Consider the following 16,797-nt stretch of genomic DNA (forward strand, 5'->3'; position numbering starts at 1 on the left):
CTGGCACGGGGGCGCGCGGGGTGAGAAAACGCCGACTTCAGGGGGTGCTCCGGGGTTTGGTGAGGGGGAGGGGTGGAACGGGGCGGGCGCGGGGGTCTCGTACGGGTGATCCCTGGCGGCCCGGGGCCCGCCGGACGGTCCGGCCGCCGACCATGGAGCCGTGGAAGGCCGCCGTGAAGCCCCGCCCCTGGTCCGCTGCCGCGCGTGCGCGAACCCGCTGTGGTGGGACATGACGCCTGTCCCCGGCCTGGCGCCGGGCTGGTACTGCTCCGCCTGCAAACACCCGCCGGAGCGCTACCGCAACACGGCCGCCGCCGCTCCGCTCTGCCCCGAGGGGTGCCCGAGCGCGATCGTCGAGACGACGGCGAGCGGGAGCCGGCGCTTCATCTGCCACCGGTCGTAACGGGGTGTGACGGGGGCGGGTCGGTTCGGGTCCGTGCCGGTGGGGGGCCGGGCGGGTCCGGCGGTGGGGGCCGGGTCGGTTCGGGTCCGGCGGTGGGGCTCGGCCGGTCTGCGGCGGCGGGGGCGGATGGGGTCCATGACGGAGACTGGGCCCATGACGGAGACGCACACCGGTCCGGTCGCCGGCCCGCCGCCGGAGATCCGCGCGGCCCTCGACGCGCACACCACGCTCACCCTCGCCTATGGCGACGACGACGGTCCGCAGGCGTGCGCGGTGCTCTACGCGGTGCGCAACCCGCCGCCGTACGAGCCCGGTTCGCCCGGTGAAGACCGCGGAGAGGACGAGATCTCCCTCGTCTTCGTCACCTCCACCACCACCCGCCACGGCCGTGCCCTCGCGTCCGGGAACGCCCGCGTCGCGTTCACCGCGCAGCGCGACGGCCAGGAATGGACCGCCCTCACCGGCGTCCAGGGGCACGGCTCCTGCCGCCTCCTCGCCGGCGCCGAACGCGCGGCGGCCTGGGACGCGTACCGCACCCGCTTCCCCTACGTGGAGCGTTCGGAACGGCTGCGGCAGGCGATGGACCGGGCCGAACTCTGGGAGCTGCGCCCCGACTGGCTCCGACTCGTCGACAACGGACGGGGGTTCGGGCACCGGACGGAATGGCGCCGGCAGGACCCCCGCGACTGAAGGGGCGTGAGATTTGCGGCGTGAAACGACAGAAAGGCGTGCCCTGTCGGTCGGATGATGAGAAAAGTAAGCACTCATACGGCGGGTACGGGGTGGAGCCCGGCCGGATCTCTCGTAGAGTTTTCGCGTGGGATCACTGCGCAATCCGATCGGGCCGCTTCCCTCCTCCATCTACTGGCGCCGGAGGGGAGTTGCGCTTGCCGTGCTCGGCCTCCTGGCCCTCCTGGTGGTGTGGCTGCTCACACTCGGCGGCGAGGACGGGTCGTCCGACGGCAAGAACGGCGCGTCCAAGGGCGGCAGCGACTCGGGCGGTGCCACCATCACGCCCGGACCGACCCCTTCCGGGCCGCATTACAGCCAACGGCCGGGCGGCCGTGACGAGTCGAACGGCGCCGGCGGCACGGGAAGCAGCGGTGGCAGCGGTGGTTCCGGCCAGGACCAGAGCGGCAGCGTCGGCGGTCTCGGCTCCGTCGGCGGCGGCAGCGGCGGCGGGGCCGGTGGTACGGGCGGTGGCTCGGGCGGCGGCGCCGGTTCCGCGGGTGGTGCCGGTGGTTCCGGTGGTACGGGCGGGGGCTTCGGTGCGGGACCGGCCGCGGGCGTGCTGGGGGCCGGTGACGCCAAGGTGCTGGCCAAGGGCGCCTCGGTGCCTGACTGCACGTCAGGCTCGTTCCACGTGACGGTACGCAGCGTCAAGGGCTCCTACGGCCCCGGCGAGCGGCCGAAGTTCGAGATCGTGCTCAAGAACACCGGCAGCGGCGCCTGCAAGGTCGACATCGGCTCGCCGACCGCCGTCCTCAAGATCACCGACCCGGCCGGGACGCAGCACGTCTGGGCCTCCGACGACTGCCCGCGCGGCCGCGGTGAGGTGCTGGTGGAGGTGCCCGGCTCGGGCGAGACCAAGCGCACCCTGGAATGGGACCGCAAGCGCAGCGCCCCGCAGTGCGCCGTCCCGTCGGCCGGCGCGCCGGCCGCGGCGGGTACGTACCGGGTCGAGGTCAAGATCGGGGGCGTGGTCGACCGCGGGCAGTTCGTCCTGGACAAGGGCTGAGCGTCCCGGGCAGGGGCTGAGCGTCCCGGGCAAGGGCGGCGCGTTCCTACGGCGAGAGGGGGGTCCCGGCCGGGACCCCCCTCTCGCCGTCGTGTCTCAGGTCCTACACGTACCGCTCGAGGATCGACGACTCCGCCAGGCGGGACAGCCCCTCGCGGACCGAGCGGGCGCGGGCCTCGCCGACGCCCTCCACGGCCTGGAGGTCGTCCACGCTCGCGGCCAGCAGCTTCTGCAGCCCGCCGAAGTGCTCCACCAGCCGCTCGATGATCGCGCCGGGCAGCCGCGGCACCTTCGCCAGCAGACGGTAGCCGCGCGGCGAGACGGCCGAGTCCAGCGTCTCCGGCGAGCCGCTGTAGCCCAGGGCCCGCGCCACGATGGGCAGTTCGAGGAGCTCGGTGTGGGTGAGCGAATCGAGCTCGGTGAGCGCCTCGGGGACCGTGCGGGTGCGCTTGGCGGTCGGCTCGGGAACGTAGTCCCGGACGACCAGCTCGCGCTCCGGCTCCACGCCCGCGATCAACTCGTCGAGCTGGAGGGAGAGCAGACGCCCGTCGGTGCCCAGTTCGACGACGTACTCGGCGATCTCCGTGGCGATGCGCCGCACCATCTCCAGGCGCTGCGAGACCGCGGTGACGTCCCGGACCGTGACCAGGTCCTCGATCTCCAGGGCGGAGAGCGTGCCGGCCACCTCGTCCAGCCGGAGCTTGTACCGCTCCAGGGTGGCCAGCGCCTGGTTGGCGCGGGACAGGATCGCGCCGGACTCCTCCAGCACGCGCCGCTCCCCGTCCACGTACAGCGCGATCAGCCGCATGGACTGGCTCACGGAGACGACGGGGAAGCCGCACTGGATGGAGACCCGCTGCGCCGTGCGGTGCCGGGTGCCGGTCTCCTCCGTCGGGATCGACGCGTCCGGCACGAGCTGCACACCCGCCCGGACGATCTTGGTGATGTCCTTGTCGAGGATCAGCGCCCCGTCGAGCTTGCACAGCTCGCGGAGCCTGGTCGCGGTGAACTCCACGTCGAGGACGAAACCGCCGGTGCACATCGAGTCGACGGTCTTGTCCATGCCGAGGACGATGAGCCCGCCCGTATTGCCGCGAAGAACGCGCTCAAGCCCGTCGCGCAGGGCCGTGCCGGGCGCGACGGCGCTCAGCGAGGCGCGCATCAGCCCGTCGGCATGGGAGCCACCGGAGCCGCCCCCGGCCCTGCCGGGGCCCGATGCCCGGTCGTTGGCTGCCACTGCACTCCTCCGGTCGCATGGTCAACGGTGGCCGCGGGCCGCCCCCGCGCCCCCGTTTCCGGTCGCGTGCTGGGGGAGGGCGGGACCAGGGGAAAGTCTACTGGCGCCGAGCCGATTGAAGAGGGGCGTCCTCCGGCCGGGCCCGCGACGCGGTCTTCCCGCCGCCGTCGCCCCCGCCGCCGTCCGCGCCGTCACCTCCGCCGGACCGGCGCCGGCCGCGGGGGAGTACCCGCAGCGCATCGCCTATGTCGGCGACCTCCAGCACCCGCATCCCGGCGGGCACCTTGCCCGGATCCGACGGCACCAGGGCGTGGGTGAAACCGAGCCGGTGCGCCTCCGCCAGCCGGCGCTGGACGCCCGTGACCCGCCTGACCTCGCCCGCCAGCCCCACCTCGCCGATGGCCACCAGGTTCTTGGGCAGCGGGGTGTCGCTCGCGGCGCTGGCCAGGGCCAGGGCGACGGCCAGGTCGGCGGCCGGCTCGGACAGCTTCACGCCGCCGACGGTCGCGCTGTAGATGTCCCGTTTGCCCAGGGCGCTGATGCGGCCCCGCTGTTCGAGCACCGCCAGCATCATCGAGACGCGGGACGTCTCCAGGCCCGAGGTGGTGCGGCGGGGCGACGGGATCTGCGAGTCCACCGTGAGCGCCTGCACCTCGGCCACCAGCGGGCGGCGGCCCTCCAGAGTGACCGTCAGGCACGTGCCCGGCACCGGCTCCGCCCGGCGGGTGAGGAACAGACCGCTCGGGTCGGCCAGGCCGATGATGCCCTCGTCGTGCAGCTCGAAGCAGCCGACCTCGTCCGTCGCCCCGTAGCGGTTCTTCACGCCCCGGACCAGGCGCAGCCGGGCGTGCCGGTCGCCCTCGAAGTGCAGGACGACGTCCACCAGGTGCTCCAGCAGCCGGGGCCCGGCGATCGCGCCGTCCTTCGTCACATGGCCGACGAGGAGCGTTGACATCCCGCGCTCCTTCGAGGCGCGGATGAGAGCGCCGGCCACCTCGCGCACCTGGGCCATGCCGCCGGGGGCGCCGTCGATCTCCGGGGAGGCGACGGTCTGCACCGAGTCGAGGATCAGCAGCGACGGCTTGACGGAGTCCAGGTGGGCGAGGACGGCCGACAGGTCCGTCTCGGCCGCCAGGTACAGGTGCTCCGAGAGCGCGCCGATGCGGTCCGCCCGCAGCCGCACCTGGCTCGCCGACTCCTCACCCGTCACGTACAGCGTCCGGTGCTCGTCGGACGCCGACTTCGCCGCGACGTCCAGCAGCAGCGTCGACTTGCCCACGCCCGGCTCGCCCGCCAGCAGCACCACCGCCCCCGGCACCAGCCCGCCGCCCAGCACCCGGTCGAGCTCAGGGACGCCCGTACCGCGCGCGGTGGCCTGCCGGCCGTCCACCTGGCCGATGGGCAGCGCGGCGGACGTGACCCGCCCGGGCGCGGTCGTCCGCACGGCGGGCGCGCCGTACTCCTCGACCGTCCCCCACGCCTGGCACTCCGGACAGCGGCCGAGCCACTTCGCGGTGGTCCAGCCGCACTCGGTGCAGCGGTAGGAGGGTCGGTCCTTGGCGGACGAACGAGAGGTACGGGCAGCCATGCGAGTCACCGTAGCGGCAACCACTGACAACGCTCCGGCGCTCTGTTGTTCGGTGCGGGGGCGTGGGGGGTGATCCGGGGGCTGTGGGCGGGGGCGGGGGGCGTCCCGCGTGGCCTGTGGGCGGGGGTGGACGGGGCGTCCCGCGTGGCCTGTGGGCAGGAGCGGGCGGCGCGTCCCGCGTGGCCTTCCGTGGCCCGTGCGGTCGCCTGCCGGCGTCCCCCGCCACCCGCCCGAACCGGCTCATGCCGCACGCGCCCGGCGCACCCCGCCGTCCCCGCGCATCCGCCCCGCCCCGGCGTGCCCCGGCGCGCTCCGCGCCGTCGAGTCGCCCGGAACGTACCGATACAGCGGCCCTTCTCAGGATGAGCTCCCCCGTACGGGGTAAACCCGACCGAGCGCCGCGAAGCGCCCATCCGGGTCCCCCTACGGTCGCCGGAATGATGACGAGCAGGTATGAGCAGCCCCCGCACGCCCCCGGCGGGTCCCGGCCGCCCCACCGCGCGGCGGACTCCCCGCGGCCCTCGGTCGTCACTCCCGACCCGGACGACCCGCCGCCACCCGTGGTGCCCCACCTCCACCTCTCCCGCGTGGCCCCCTACCTCAACGGCCTCTACACGTACTGCCTGTTCCTCCTCCGCGAACCCGACACGGCGACCTGCGCGCTCGCCGAGGCCCTGGCCCTGGCCGAACGCCGCGCCGACCGCGCCCCCTACGGCCCGGCCAGACCCTGGCTGTACGCCCTGGCCCGCTGGGCCTGTCGGCGGCGGCTCGCCGCCGGCCCGGCGGCGCCCCGGTGGGCCCCCGAGTCCGACCCCCTGGCCTGGCCGGAGGCGGCGGGGACCGACACGGTGCAGCGCGAGGCCCTGGAGCTGTCCGTGCGGCACGGTCTGCCGTCCGACGCCGTCGCCGCCGTGCTGCGCCTCGAACCGGAGATGGCGCGGGCCCTGCTCGCCGGTGCCGCCTGCGAGGTCGAACGCACCCGCACCGCCCTCGCCGTCGCCGCCGCGGGCCGCTGCCCGGCCGTCGCCCGCTTCGCCGGCGGAGGGGGCGCCCGGGTTCCGCTCGGTCCGGCCGCCCGCCGCGAACTGGTCCGGCACGTGGACGAGTGCCCCGGCTGCCGGCGTACGGCGGAGCGGGTGACCGCGGGCGCCCCCTGGCCGGGCACCACCGCGTCCCGCGCGGAACTCCCCCTGTTCGAGGCCCCCCTGGCCGCTCTCCAGGCCGCCCTGCGGCACGCCCGCGCCACCCGCCCCGGCAGCCCGCGCTACGACCGCGAGGGCTTCCCGCTGCCGCCCGCCGACCGGTCGGGCCGCCGCAACCGGCTGCGGCACCGCGCGGTCACCACCACCGTCGTGGCGACGGTCGCCGCCGCGCCCGCCCTGGCGCTGTGGGCCGCCTACCGGGAGACGCCGTCGGGCGGCCGGCCCGGCGCGGAATCGGGAGAGGGCGCCGTCACGGCCGACGACGCGCCCGCCGACGATCCCGAGCGCCCCTCCCGGGCGCCCGCCGACGACGCGGAACGTCCCCCGCGCGAGCCCGTCGCCGGTCCGGGCGACGGTGGTCGGGAGGCGGGGCGCGCCGAATCCCAGGAGTTCGGTGATTCCGGCGTTACGGGTGCCACAAGATCCGTCGGCGGCAACAGCGGCAACAGCGGTACTGGCAGCGGCGCTGATGCCGCTCGCGGCTTCGACAGCTCCGGCAAGCCCGATATCGCCGGGCCCCCCGGAGCCCCCGCTCAGTCCGCGGCCTTCGCCACCTCAGGCGCCACGGACGCGACCGTCTTCACCGCCAGGACCGCTGCCGCCGACGCGACCGCCTCAGGCAGCGTCACCGCCCCGGCCTCCGTCACGCCACCGCCCGCCGCACGCGGCGTCGCGCCTACGGACCGGGCCCCTTCGGCCGTCACTCCCGCGGCACCGCGCCGCGCCGCCGCCCGCCCGGCACCGTCCGCCAGGCCCGCCCCGCCCGGCTCGTCCGCGCCGTCCGGCCCCTGGCCCGGCTTCGGGCGGCTGACCGTGGCGGCCCAGCCGAGCGGTCAGGACACGCTCGTCACGGTCACGGCCGTCGGCGGAGAGGTGCACTGGGCGGCCACGCCCGGCGCGGCCTGGCTGCGCCTCGGCCGGACGGGCGGTGTGCTCCTGCCCGGCCGCTCCCTGACCTTCACGGTCGCCACCGACCCCGACCGGGAACCGGCCGACCCCTGGCGGACCCAGGTCCGCCTGGCCCCGGGCCCCGCCACGGTGCCGGTCGACGGACCGGGACGGCTCCGCCGGACCGAGACCATGTAGACCGAGACGTGCGAACCGAGGCCGGGTGAGAAGCGCCAGGGGGCGGCAGCCGCCGCCCCCTTCCGGCGGGCACCCGGCCCGGCAGCGGCACGCGCCCCGCGCGAGGCCACCCGCCCGCGCACGCCGGGCGGACCTTGACGCGGGGCCCCGCTCAGCCCCGCCCGGCCGTCGATCAGTCGATCGGCGGCTCCCACCAACCCGCCCCCGCCCCCGGCAAGCGCCGGCGCCTCACCCCACCGGATCCGCCGGGTGCGGAGCCATCGGCAGCAGCGAAGCCATCCGCTCCTCGCACAGCTCCACCAGCCGCGCGTACCCCTTCTTCCCCATCAGTTCCACCAGCTCCGCCCGGTAGCTGACGTACACCGGCTCACCGGCCCCGTGCGCCGAGCGCGCGGAGGTGCACCACCAGTGGAGGTCGTGGCCGCCGGGACCCCAGCCCCGTCGGTCGTACTCACCGATGGTGACCTGGAGGACCTGGGTGTCGTCGGGCCGGTCGATCCAGTCGTACGTCCGCCGGACCGGCAGCTGCCAGCACACGTCCGGCTTGGTCTCCAGCGGTTCCCGGCCCTCCTTCAGAGCGAGGAGGTGCAGCGCGCAGCCGGCGCCGCCCGCGAAGCCGGGGCGGTTCTGGAAGATGCAGGAGCCTTTCCACCGGCGCGTCTGCCGTTCGCCGTCCTCGTCGAGCTGCGTCCAGCCGGCCGCCGAGGTGCCCTCGCCGTGGAACTGCCAGACGTCGGGGGTGAGCCGCGCCACGTGGCCGGCCACCCGCCGCTCGTCGTCCTCGTCGGAGAAGTGCGCGCCCAGGGTGCAGCAGCCGTCGTCCGCCCGGCCCGCCTTGATGCCTTGGCAACCGCTGCCGAAGACGCAGGTCCAGCGGGACGTCAGCCAGGTCAGGTCGCAGCGGAAGACCTGTTCGTCGTCGGCCGGGTCCGGGAACTCGACCCAGGCACGGGCGAAGTCGAGCCCGACCTCGTCGGGGACGCTCTGCTGCTTGGCGGCGGGCTTCGCCTTCTTCGTCTTTGCCACACCTCAAGCCTATGTGTCCCCACCGGTCCCAGTAGCGTGCACGACATGAGACTCGGTGTCCTGGACGTGGGATCGAACACGGTCCACCTGCTGGTGGTGGACGCGCACCCCGGCGCCCGCCCCCTGCCCGCCCACTCGCACAAGGCCGAGCTGCGCCTCGCGGAACTCCTCGACGGCTCCGGGGCGGTCACCGACGCCGGCGTCGAGCGGCTCGTGGACGTCGTCCGGGACGCGCTGCGGGCGGCCGAGGACAAGGGCGTCGAGGAGGTCCTGCCGTTCGCCACCTCCGCCGTCCGCGAGGCGCCCAACGCCGACGCCGTCCTCGCCCGCGTCCACGAGGAGACCGGCGTCCGGCTGTCGGTGCTCTCCGGGGAGGAGGAGGCGCGGCTCACCTTCCTCGCCGTCCGCCGCTGGTTCGGCTGGTCGTCCGGCAAGCTGCTGGTCCTGGACATCGGCGGCGGCTCCCTGGAGATCGCCTCCGGGCAGGACGAGGATCCCGACGCCGCCGTCTCCCTCCCCCTCGGCGCGGGCCGCCTCACCTCCTCCCACCTCCCCGACCCGCTGCCCGCGCCCGAGGACGTCCGGGAGCTGCGCCGCCACGTCCGCGCGGAGATCGCCCGGACGGTCGGCGAGTTCGCCCGGCTGGGCGCCCCCGACCACGCGGTCGCCACCTCCAAGACGTTCAAGCAGCTCGCCCGCATCGCCGGAGCCCCGGGCTCCGGCGCCGGCCTGCTCGCCCAGCGCGTCCTCACCCGCAAGGCGCTGGAGGAGTGGGTCCCCCGGCTGGCCGCCATGACCCCCGAGGAGCGGGCCGCGCTGCCCGGCGTCTCGGCGGGCAGGGCCGCGCAGCTGCCGGCCGGGGCGCTGGTCGCGGAGGCCGCGATGGACCTGTTCGGGGTGGACGAGGTCGAGCTGTGCCCGTGGGCGCTGCGGGAGGGCGTCATCCTGCGGCGCCTGGACCACCTGCCCACCGTGTGACGCCTGGACCACCTGCCCGCCGTGTGGCAGGCGGAGCGCTCGCACGTCGTGTGACGGCTCGAGATCACCTGTGTCCGCCGTGTGACAGCTGGACCACCTGCCCGCCGCGTGACGGGCGGTCGTACGCTGTCCTTCGTGACAGAGCCAGTGGTGCGCATCCCGGATGCGAAGGTCGCCCTGTCCACGGCCTCGGTCTACCCGGAGTCCACGGCGACGGCCTTCGAGATCGCCGCCCGTCTGGGCTACGACGGTGTCGAGGTCATGGTCTGGACCGACCCGGTCAGCCAGGACATCGACGCCCTGCGCCGGCTCTCGGACTACCACCGGATGCCGATCCTCGCCGTCCACGCGCCCTGCCTGCTGATCACCCAGCGCGTCTGGTCGACGGACCCCTGGGTCAAGCTCCAGCGGGCGAAGGCCGCGGCCGAACGGCTCGGCGCGAGCACGGTCGTCGTCCACCCGCCGTTCCGCTGGCAGCGCTCCTACGCCCGGGAGTTCGTGCGCGGCGTCTGGCGGATGGCCGACGAGACGGACGTCCGCTTCGCCGTGGAGAACATGTACCCGTGGCGCTACCGCGACCGCGAGCTCCTCGCCTACGCGCCCGACTGGGACGTCACCAAGGACGACTACCGGCACTTCACCGTCGACCTCTCGCACACCGCGACGGCCCGTACGGAGGCGCTCGACATGATCGCCCGAATGGGTGACCGGCTCGCGCACGTCCACCTCGCGGACGGCAACGGCTCCAACAAGGACGAGCACCTGGTCCCCGGGCGCGGCAAGCAGCCCTGCGCCGAGCTGCTGGAGCGGCTGGCGGTCAGCGGCTTCGACGGCCACATCGTCGTCGAGGTCAACACCCGGCGGGCCATGTCGGCCGCCGAGCGGGAGGCGGACCTGGCGGAGGCGCTGGCCTTCACCCGGCTGCACCTCGCCTCGCCGACGGGCGCGGCCCGGCCGTGACCGAGTCCTCACCCCCGCCCAGACGGCGCGGCCGGCCGCCCCGCGCGGAGGCCGGGAACGGTCCCGGCGCCCGGGAGCGCATCGTCGCCGCCGCCCGCGCGGAGTTCGCCGAGCGCGGCTACGACAAGGCGTCCATCCGGGCCATCGCGCGGGGCGCGGACGTCGACCCCGCCCTCGTCCACCACTACTTCGGCCCCAAGGAGCAGGTGTTCGCGGCGGCCGTGGAGGTCGCCTTCGCGCCCGCCCTGCCCGCGCCGGACGTCCTCCTCGAAGGCGACCGGGAGCACGCGGGCGAACGCATCACCCGCTTCATCCTCGGCGTCTGGGAGAACCCCGTCACGCGCGAGCCGGTCCTCGCCATCCTCCGCTCGGCCGTCGCCAACGAGACGGCCGCCGGTGTCTTCCGCGACCTCGTCACGCACCGGCTGATGCTGCGGATCGCCGGGGGGCTGGGCATCCCGGACGCGCAGTTGCGCTCCGAGATCGCGACGGCGCACCTGGTGGGGGTGGTGATGCTGCGGCATGTGATCAAGGTGGAGCCGCTGGCGTCGGCGAACTTCGAGGATGTGGTGCGGATGGTGGCACCGGCGGTGCAGCGGCATCTGGACGGGGGGTAGGCCGCGCTCCCTCCGGCCGGCCCGCCGGGGGTGCCCTCGCCGGGGGAGGGACCGGGGCGCATCTCACATCCCGGAAACCGTGTCCGGATCACGGATCCCCCACGTACCCTCGAACCCACACCACGACGAGCGGAGCGAACATGCCCGAGCTGAGGTCCCGTACCGTCACCCACGGCCGCAACATGGCGGGCGCCCGAGCCCTTCTGCGCGCCGCGGGTGTAGCGCGCGAGGACTTCGGCAAGCCGATCATCGCGGTGGCGAACAGCTTCACGGAGTTCGTGCCGGGGCACACCCACCTCCAGCCGGTCGGCCGGATCGTCTCGGAGGCGATCAAGGCGGCGGGCGGCGTGCCGCGCGAGTTCAACACCATCGCCGTGGACGACGGCATCGCCATGGGCCACGGCGGCATGCTCTACTCCCTCCCCTCCCGCGACCTGATCGCCGACTCGGTCGAGTACATGACCGAAGCGCACTGCGCGGACGCGCTGATCTGCATCTCCAACTGCGACAAGATCACGCCGGGCATGCTGATGGCCGCCCTCCGCCTGAACATCCCCACGGTCTTCGTCTCCGGCGGCCCCATGGAGGCCGGCAAGACGACGCTCGTCGACGGCACGGTCCGCACCAACCTCGACCTGATCAGCGCGATGTCGGAGGCCGTCTCCGAGTCCGTCTCGGACGAGGACCTGGCCCGCATCGAGGAGGCCGCCTGCCCCACCTGCGGCTCCTGCTCCGGCATGTTCACCGCCAACTCCATGAACTGCCTGGTCGAGGCGCTGGGCCTGGCCCTCCCCGGCAACGGCTCCGTCCTCGCCACGCACACCGCCCGCAAGGAGCTGTACGAGGCCGCCGGCCGCACGGTCGTCGAGATCACCCGCCGCTGGTACGAGCGGGACGACGCGACGGTCCTGCCGCGTTCCGTCGCCTCCCTCGCCGCCTTCGAGAACGCGATGGCCCTCGACGTCGCGATGGGCGGCTCCACCAACACCGTCCTGCACCTGCTGGCCGCCGCCCAGGAGGCCGGACTCGACTTCGACATGGCCCGCATCGACGCCGTCTCGCGCCGCGTCCCGTGCGTCTGCAAGGTCGCGCCCAACGGCTCGTACCACATGGAGGACGTGCACCGGGCCGGTGGCATCCCCGCCATCCTCGGCGAGCTGCACCGCGCCGGGCACCTGCACGAGGACGTGCACAGCGTGCACGCCGACTCGCTCGCCGAGTGGCTCAAGCGCTGGGACGTGCGCGGGGGTTCGCCCGCGCCCGAGGCCGTCGAGATGTTCCACGCCGCCCCCGGCTGCGTCCGCTCGGCCGAGGCGTTCTCGCAGTCCGAGCGCTGGGAGACGCTCGACCTCGACGCCGCGAACGGCTGCGTCCGCGACATCGCCCACGCCTACTCCGCCGACGGCGGCCTCGCCGTCCTCTACGGCAACCTCGCCGAGGACGGCTGCGTCGTGAAGACCGCCGGTGTCGACGAGTCGATCTGGACGTTCGAGGGCCCGGCCGTCGTCGTCGAGTCCCAGGAGGAGGCGGTCGACGCCATCCTCACCAAGCGCGTCAAGGAGGGCGACGTGGTCGTCGTCCGCTACGAGGGCCCCAAGGGCGGCCCCGGCATGCAGGAGATGCTCTACCCCACCTCGTTCCTCAAGGGCCGCGGCCTGGGCGCCAAGTGCGCGCTGATCACCGACGGCCGCTTCTCCGGCGGCACCTCGGGCCTGAGCATCGGCCACGCCTCGCCCGAGGCGGCGTCCGGCGGCACGATCGCCCTCGTCGAGGACGGCGACCGCATCCGCATCGACATCCCGTCCCGGAGCATCGAACTGCTGGTGTCCGACGAGGACTTGGCGGCCCGCCGCGCGGCCCTCGGCGGCGTCTACGCGCCCCGGAACCGCGAGCGCAAGGTGTCGCAGGCGCTCCGGGCGTACGCGGCGATGGCGACCAGCGCGGACAAGGGCGCGGTGCGGGACATCACCAAGCTGGGCTGACCGGCCCGTCCTCCGTGTACCGCGCACGCGGGTGATCCGCGCGGGTGACGGGACATGGAGGACGGCCGCCGGGCAAAACGTTCACGCATGGCACCGAGTGGACGCGACCAGGACCGTACGGACGACAACCCCTCCCGTTGCGCACGACCGCCGCGCCGCGTCGCCCCGCTGGCCGTCTGCGGCGCGGCCGCGGCCGGCCTGCTCCTCGCCGGGTGCGGGGACGACGGCGGGAAGGCCGCCTCCCCATCGGCCGCCGGCTCGCCGTCCGGCTCCCGGGCGCCGACGGTGACGGGCCCGAGCCCCGCCCCCGAACGGCCGCTCACCACGGACCAGGCCGAGCGCAAGGCGCTGGTCCCGGCCGCGAAGGCCGACTGGGAGCAGGCCGCCCGGGCCGCGACCGGCGACGTCACGGGCGGCAAGCTTCTCGCCGTCGAACTGAAACGAGCCCCGGACGGCGGGCCCGAGTGGCACGCCGAGGTCGCGACGGCCGACGGGACGTCCCACTCCGTCGTCGTCGACGGCGTCACGGGCAAGGTCGTGAAGTCGTCCGCCGACACCGACCAGGACAGCGACGACAAACACGAACGCGCCGACCACCTCAAGGCCGCCCGCGTCACCCCGCGGGACGCGGCCACGACGGCCACCGGCCGGAGGAAGGGGACGGTCACCACGCTCGAACTCGAGACGAGCGACGAGAAGACCGGAGGAGGCGGGAAACTGATCTGGAAGGTGGACGTCGTGACCCCGAACGACTGGAACAAGACCACATACGACATCGACGCGGCCGACCGGGCGGTCCTGCGGGAACACGTCGACCACGACTGACGCACCGGGTCGGGCCGCGCGGCGCGGGAACGCACGCTGCCGGGCTGCCGGTGCCGGGCTGACCGCGCCGGACCGGGCCCGCCGGGCATAGACGGCGGCGCACCGGCCATGTCACGACTGCCGGCACCGCCGCGCGGGGACCATCGGCGCCGCCCACCGACCGCCGACGCCGCGCACCGACCGCCGGCACCGCGCGGCGACCGGCCCGCCGCGACCGGTGGGCCCGCTGCCGTACCTCCGGCGACGACCGCCGCTGGCGGACCTCCCGACGCCGTACGTCCGGCGACCGGCCGCCGCGACAGCCGCCGCGGACCGGCCTTCCGACGGCGGCCCCTCAACGCCAGTGCTCCGGCTCCCGCCCGTTCAGCGCGAACACCGTTCCGTCGGGCGCGGAGCCGTACACCTTCCCGCGCGCCGCGACCGGCGGCGGCAGCACCCCCGGGAAGCCCTGCCCGGCCTTGGCGAGCCGCGGCTTCGTCTGGCCGAGCAGTTCGCCCCCGAGCGCGTCCACCGCTATCAGCCGGCCGTCCGCCGCCGAGAAGTACACCCTGCGGTGGTCGGCCACCAGGGCCGACGCGTTGGCCACCGACGTCTCCGTCCGCCACAACTGCAGCCCCCGCTCGGTGTCCACCGAGGTCAGCCCGCCGTCGTTCGACAGCACGTAGACGGCGTCCCGCCGCGCCACCGCGCTCGCCGCGATCACCGGCGCGCTCAGCAGCACCCGGCGCTCGCGCCGCGCCGCCGGGTCGTAGCGCACCACGGCGGAGACCCGGTTGTCCGTGTCGGAGGCGGTCAGGTAGAGCCCGCCGTCCCACCGGGCGCCGACGACCGACAGGTTGCCGTTCGCCGTCCACTGCCACAGTGTCTTGCCGGTGAGCGGGTCGAGGGCGACGACCCGCGTGGACCGGCCGTTGTCCGACGGCGTGACGGCGTAGGCCGGGCCGGTGCCGTAGGAGGAGAAGACCGGGGTGCGGAAGCCGGGGACGCCGTGCCGCCAGCGCTCCTTGTGGGTCCGTGCGTCGAGCGCGGTGACCGTGCCGTCCTCGGCGACCAGCAGGACCGTGTCCTCCGCGAAGAAGACCCGTCCCCGGTACCGCGACACGTCACCGGCCCAGCGCTGCCGCCCCGAGGCGGCGTCGAGGGCGAGCAGCCGGCGGCCGTCGGCGGACAGGACGTGCACCAGGCCGCCGGCGACGACGGGGGCCGCCAACGCGTCCGCCCGCCGACCCGTCTCCTCACGCCGCCACGCCACCGTGCCGTCGTAGCTGTTGATCCGGACGGCGAGGAGCCCGGGAGCGGAGCAGTACAGAGCGTCCTCGGAGTGGTCGCAGAAGGCCGGACGGGCCTCGCCCGGCTTCCCGGGCGGCTTTCCCGGCAGCGGGACCTGCCACGGCTGCCAGACGGTGCTCGCGGCGGTGGCCCGGGTCTGGAGCGGCTCGTCCTCGCCGTCGGCCTGCCGGACGGCCCATCCGGCGCCCACGCCGAGCGCGACGGTCGCCAGCGCCCCCACCGCGAACCAGGTGACGCGCCGCCACCGGGGCCGCGCCGCCGGTGGCTCCTCGTCCGTGCCGCGCGCCGCGCCCTGGGCGGGAAGGCGGGCGGAGTGGGTGACGGGAGTGTCCGACCGCGGGGGCCGCGCCTCCGCCCGGGGCGGTCGCAGGGCGCGGCGGGGAGGCCGGGGCGGCGGCTTGTACGGGACGTCGGGCAGCCGGGGCGCGACCTCCGGCAGCCAGGAGGGAGCGAGCCGACCGCCCGGCGCGGGCTCCGGCAGCCGGGACATGATGACGTCCGGCGTCGGCCGCAGCCCGGGATCCTTCGCCAGGCAGTCCCTGAGCAGCGGTACGAGGTCCTCGGGCACCCCCTCCAGCTCCGGCTCGTCGTGCACCACCTGGTACGCGACGAGGTACGGGCTGTCGGACGCGAACGGCCCGCGCCCGGTCGCCGCGTGGACGAGCACCGACGCGAGCGCGAACACGTCGGCCGCCGGCCCCACTTCACGCGGCCGCTGGAACTGCTCGGGCGCCATGAACGGTGGGGTGCCGACCAGCTTCCCCGTCTCCGTCCGCAACTCGCTGTCGTACGGCCGGGAGATACCGAAGTCGATGACCTTCGGCCCGTCCTCGGAGAGGAGGACGTTGCTGGGCTTCAGATCGCGGTGGACGACCCCGGCCCGGTGGATGTCGCGCAGCGCCTCCGCGAGCCCCGCCGCCAGCCTGCGCACCTCGTCCGGGGGCAGCGGGCCGTTCCGCTTGATGTACGCGGCGAGGGTCGGCCCGGCGATGCACAGCGTCGCCATCCACGGCCGGTCGCAGTCCGGGTCGGCGTCCACGACCGGCGCGGTGAACGCGCCGCTGACCCGTCGGGCCGCCGCCACCTCCTGCCGGAAGCGCGCCCTGAACTCCGGGTCCGCCGCGTACTCGGCGTGCACGACCTTGACGGCGAGCCGCAGCCCCGAGGGCGAGTGCGCCAGGTGGACGACGCCCATGCCGCCCGCGCCGAGCCGACCCTCCAGGCGGTACCGGCCCGCGTACTCCGGATCCTCCGCTTCCGGGCCGTTCCCGGTATCGCGCAGCGGCGGCATTCCCCACCCCCGTGTCGTGTCGGCCGCATAGGCGGCTTGCGGAGCCTAATCGATGGGGCACCTGTTGCCCGGGAGGACGTGCCCGACCTTGCTAGCCTGCGCATGTCATCGGCCCGTCAACAACAGTCTTTTGACGGTCATTTCGAAACAGGGGAGGGCCCACTATGGCCAGCGAAGAGATCGTCGAGGAGCGGGCCCGAAGCACGGCCGAGGACGGGACGGTCGTCACCGAGGCATCGTCCGCTTCATCCATACCGTCCGTCCAGGCCGCGGCGGAGGCCGTTTTCTATCCGCTGGCCCCCGGATACCAGGTGAACGTGCGGAGCGGCCCCAGCACCAGCAGCCGGTTGGTCAAGATCCTCCCTCAGAACACCAGCGTCGCCATCCGCTGCCAGACGCGCGGCGAGACCGTCTCGGGCCCCTGCGGTACGACGAACATCTGGGACAACATCGCGCCGGGTCAGTATGTATCCGACGCCTATGTGAAAACCGGAAGCAGCGACTTCGTGACGGTCCGGTGCGCGTGACGATCGATATTGATCGACACGGACGCGGGGTCCCAGCAGGTCAATAA

Annotated in this window: 14 protein-coding genes; 10 read left to right on the top strand and 4 right to left on the bottom strand. The window is 74.7% G+C overall.

Annotation, left to right across the window (positions count from 1 at the left end):
- The first annotated feature begins 160 nt into the window (after positions 1-160).
- The 3 genes from J7W19_RS18200 (at position 161) to J7W19_RS18210 (ending at position 2,141) form a co-directional block, all read left to right on the top strand.
- Positions 161-403 (top strand): hypothetical protein, encoded by a 243-nt coding sequence (locus J7W19_RS18200; RefSeq protein WP_152263243.1) that lies wholly within the window; start codon positions 161-163, stop codon positions 401-403.
- 153 nt (positions 404-556) lie between these two features.
- A complete protein-coding gene (locus J7W19_RS18205) occupies positions 557-1,093 on the top strand; it encodes a hypothetical protein (protein WP_004949555.1) in 537 nt (178 codons plus the stop codon).
- A 202-nt stretch (positions 1,094-1,295) separates the two neighbouring features.
- The gene (locus tag J7W19_RS18210; protein ID WP_004949558.1) at positions 1,296-2,141 is read left to right on the top strand and encodes a hypothetical protein; all 846 of its coding nucleotides are present in this window, start codon (positions 1,296-1,298) and stop codon (positions 2,139-2,141) included.
- Between the two features lie 103 nt (positions 2,142-2,244).
- On the opposite strand, the gene disA is transcribed toward J7W19_RS18210, so the two are convergent.
- Both disA and radA read right to left on the bottom strand, forming a co-directional pair.
- Positions 2,245-3,378 carry a DNA integrity scanning diadenylate cyclase DisA gene (gene disA / locus J7W19_RS18215; RefSeq protein ID WP_004949561.1) on the bottom strand — a complete coding sequence of 378 codons (1,134 nt, stop codon included), beginning with the start codon at positions 3,376-3,378 and terminating at the stop codon, positions 2,245-2,247.
- Positions 3,379-3,475: 97 nt separating this feature from the next.
- Positions 3,476-4,966 (bottom strand): DNA repair protein RadA, encoded by a 1,491-nt coding sequence (gene radA, locus J7W19_RS18220; RefSeq protein WP_078588147.1) that lies wholly within the window; start codon positions 4,964-4,966, stop codon positions 3,476-3,478.
- Positions 4,967-5,403: 437 nt separating this feature from the next.
- Between radA and J7W19_RS18225 the strand changes: the two genes are divergently transcribed.
- Positions 5,404-7,254 carry a hypothetical protein gene (locus tag J7W19_RS18225; protein WP_051072673.1) on the top strand — a complete coding sequence of 617 codons (1,851 nt, stop codon included), beginning with the start codon at positions 5,404-5,406 and terminating at the stop codon, positions 7,252-7,254.
- 228 nt (positions 7,255-7,482) lie between these two features.
- On the opposite strand, the gene J7W19_RS18230 is transcribed toward J7W19_RS18225, so the two are convergent.
- Positions 7,483-8,280, bottom strand: coding sequence for a hypothetical protein (locus J7W19_RS18230; protein ID WP_004949571.1), 798 nt, complete (start codon positions 8,278-8,280; stop codon positions 7,483-7,485).
- Between the two features lie 45 nt (positions 8,281-8,325).
- Between J7W19_RS18230 and J7W19_RS18235 the strand changes: the two genes are divergently transcribed.
- The 5 genes from J7W19_RS18235 (at position 8,326) to J7W19_RS18255 (ending at position 13,642) form a co-directional block, all read left to right on the top strand.
- Complete coding sequence (locus J7W19_RS18235; protein ID WP_004949574.1) at positions 8,326-9,258, top strand: Ppx/GppA family phosphatase; 933 nt, start codon at positions 8,326-8,328, stop codon at positions 9,256-9,258.
- Positions 9,259-9,393: 135 nt separating this feature from the next.
- The gene (locus tag J7W19_RS18240; RefSeq protein ID WP_078588148.1) at positions 9,394-10,218 is read left to right on the top strand and encodes a sugar phosphate isomerase/epimerase family protein; all 825 of its coding nucleotides are present in this window, start codon (positions 9,394-9,396) and stop codon (positions 10,216-10,218) included.
- Complete coding sequence (locus tag J7W19_RS18245; protein WP_004949583.1) at positions 10,215-10,835, top strand: TetR/AcrR family transcriptional regulator; 621 nt, start codon at positions 10,215-10,217, stop codon at positions 10,833-10,835. The genes J7W19_RS18240 and J7W19_RS18245 overlap by 4 nt, the downstream gene beginning before the upstream one ends.
- Before the next feature lie 140 nt (positions 10,836-10,975).
- Positions 10,976-12,817, top strand: a complete 1,842-nt coding sequence (gene ilvD / locus J7W19_RS18250; protein ID WP_004949585.1) for a dihydroxy-acid dehydratase — start codon at positions 10,976-10,978, stop codon at positions 12,815-12,817.
- Between the two features lie 87 nt (positions 12,818-12,904).
- A complete protein-coding gene (locus J7W19_RS18255) occupies positions 12,905-13,642 on the top strand; it encodes a PepSY domain-containing protein (RefSeq protein WP_004949588.1) in 738 nt (245 codons plus the stop codon).
- 334 nt (positions 13,643-13,976) lie between these two features.
- Here the strand turns inward: J7W19_RS18255 and J7W19_RS18260 are convergent, their stop codons facing one another.
- Positions 13,977-16,223, bottom strand: coding sequence for a serine/threonine-protein kinase (locus tag J7W19_RS18260; protein WP_004949592.1), 2,247 nt, complete (start codon positions 16,221-16,223; stop codon positions 13,977-13,979).
- A gap of 164 nt (positions 16,224-16,387) precedes the next feature.
- Here J7W19_RS18260 and J7W19_RS18265 point away from each other — a divergent pair, with 164 nt between their 5' ends.
- A complete protein-coding gene (locus tag J7W19_RS18265; RefSeq protein ID WP_004949596.1) occupies positions 16,388-16,750 on the top strand; it encodes an SH3 domain-containing protein in 363 nt (120 codons plus the stop codon).
- Positions 16,751-16,797: the final 47 nt, after the last annotated feature.

This window comes from Streptomyces mobaraensis NBRC 13819 = DSM 40847 (assembly GCF_017916255.1).
GTDB classification, from domain to species: Bacteria; Actinomycetota; Actinomycetes; order Streptomycetales; family Streptomycetaceae; genus Streptomyces; species Streptomyces mobaraensis.

Coding starts and splice junctions, on each gene's coding strand:
- J7W19_RS18205 (WP_004949555.1), top strand. CDS start 557: ATGACGGAGACGCACACCGGTCCGGTCGCCGGCCCGCCGCCGGAGATC.
- radA (WP_078588147.1), bottom strand. CDS start 4,966: ATGGCTGCCCGTACCTCTCGTTCGTCCGCCAAGGACCGACCCTCCTAC.
- J7W19_RS18225 (WP_051072673.1), top strand. CDS start 5,404: ATGATGACGAGCAGGTATGAGCAGCCCCCGCACGCCCCCGGCGGGTCC.
- J7W19_RS18235 (WP_004949574.1), top strand. CDS start 8,326: ATGAGACTCGGTGTCCTGGACGTGGGATCGAACACGGTCCACCTGCTG.
- ilvD (WP_004949585.1), top strand. CDS start 10,976: ATGCCCGAGCTGAGGTCCCGTACCGTCACCCACGGCCGCAACATGGCG.
- J7W19_RS18255 (WP_004949588.1), top strand. CDS start 12,905: ATGGCACCGAGTGGACGCGACCAGGACCGTACGGACGACAACCCCTCC.
- J7W19_RS18260 (WP_004949592.1), bottom strand. CDS start 16,223: ATGCCGCCGCTGCGCGATACCGGGAACGGCCCGGAAGCGGAGGATCCG.
- J7W19_RS18265 (WP_004949596.1), top strand. CDS start 16,388: ATGGCCAGCGAAGAGATCGTCGAGGAGCGGGCCCGAAGCACGGCCGAG.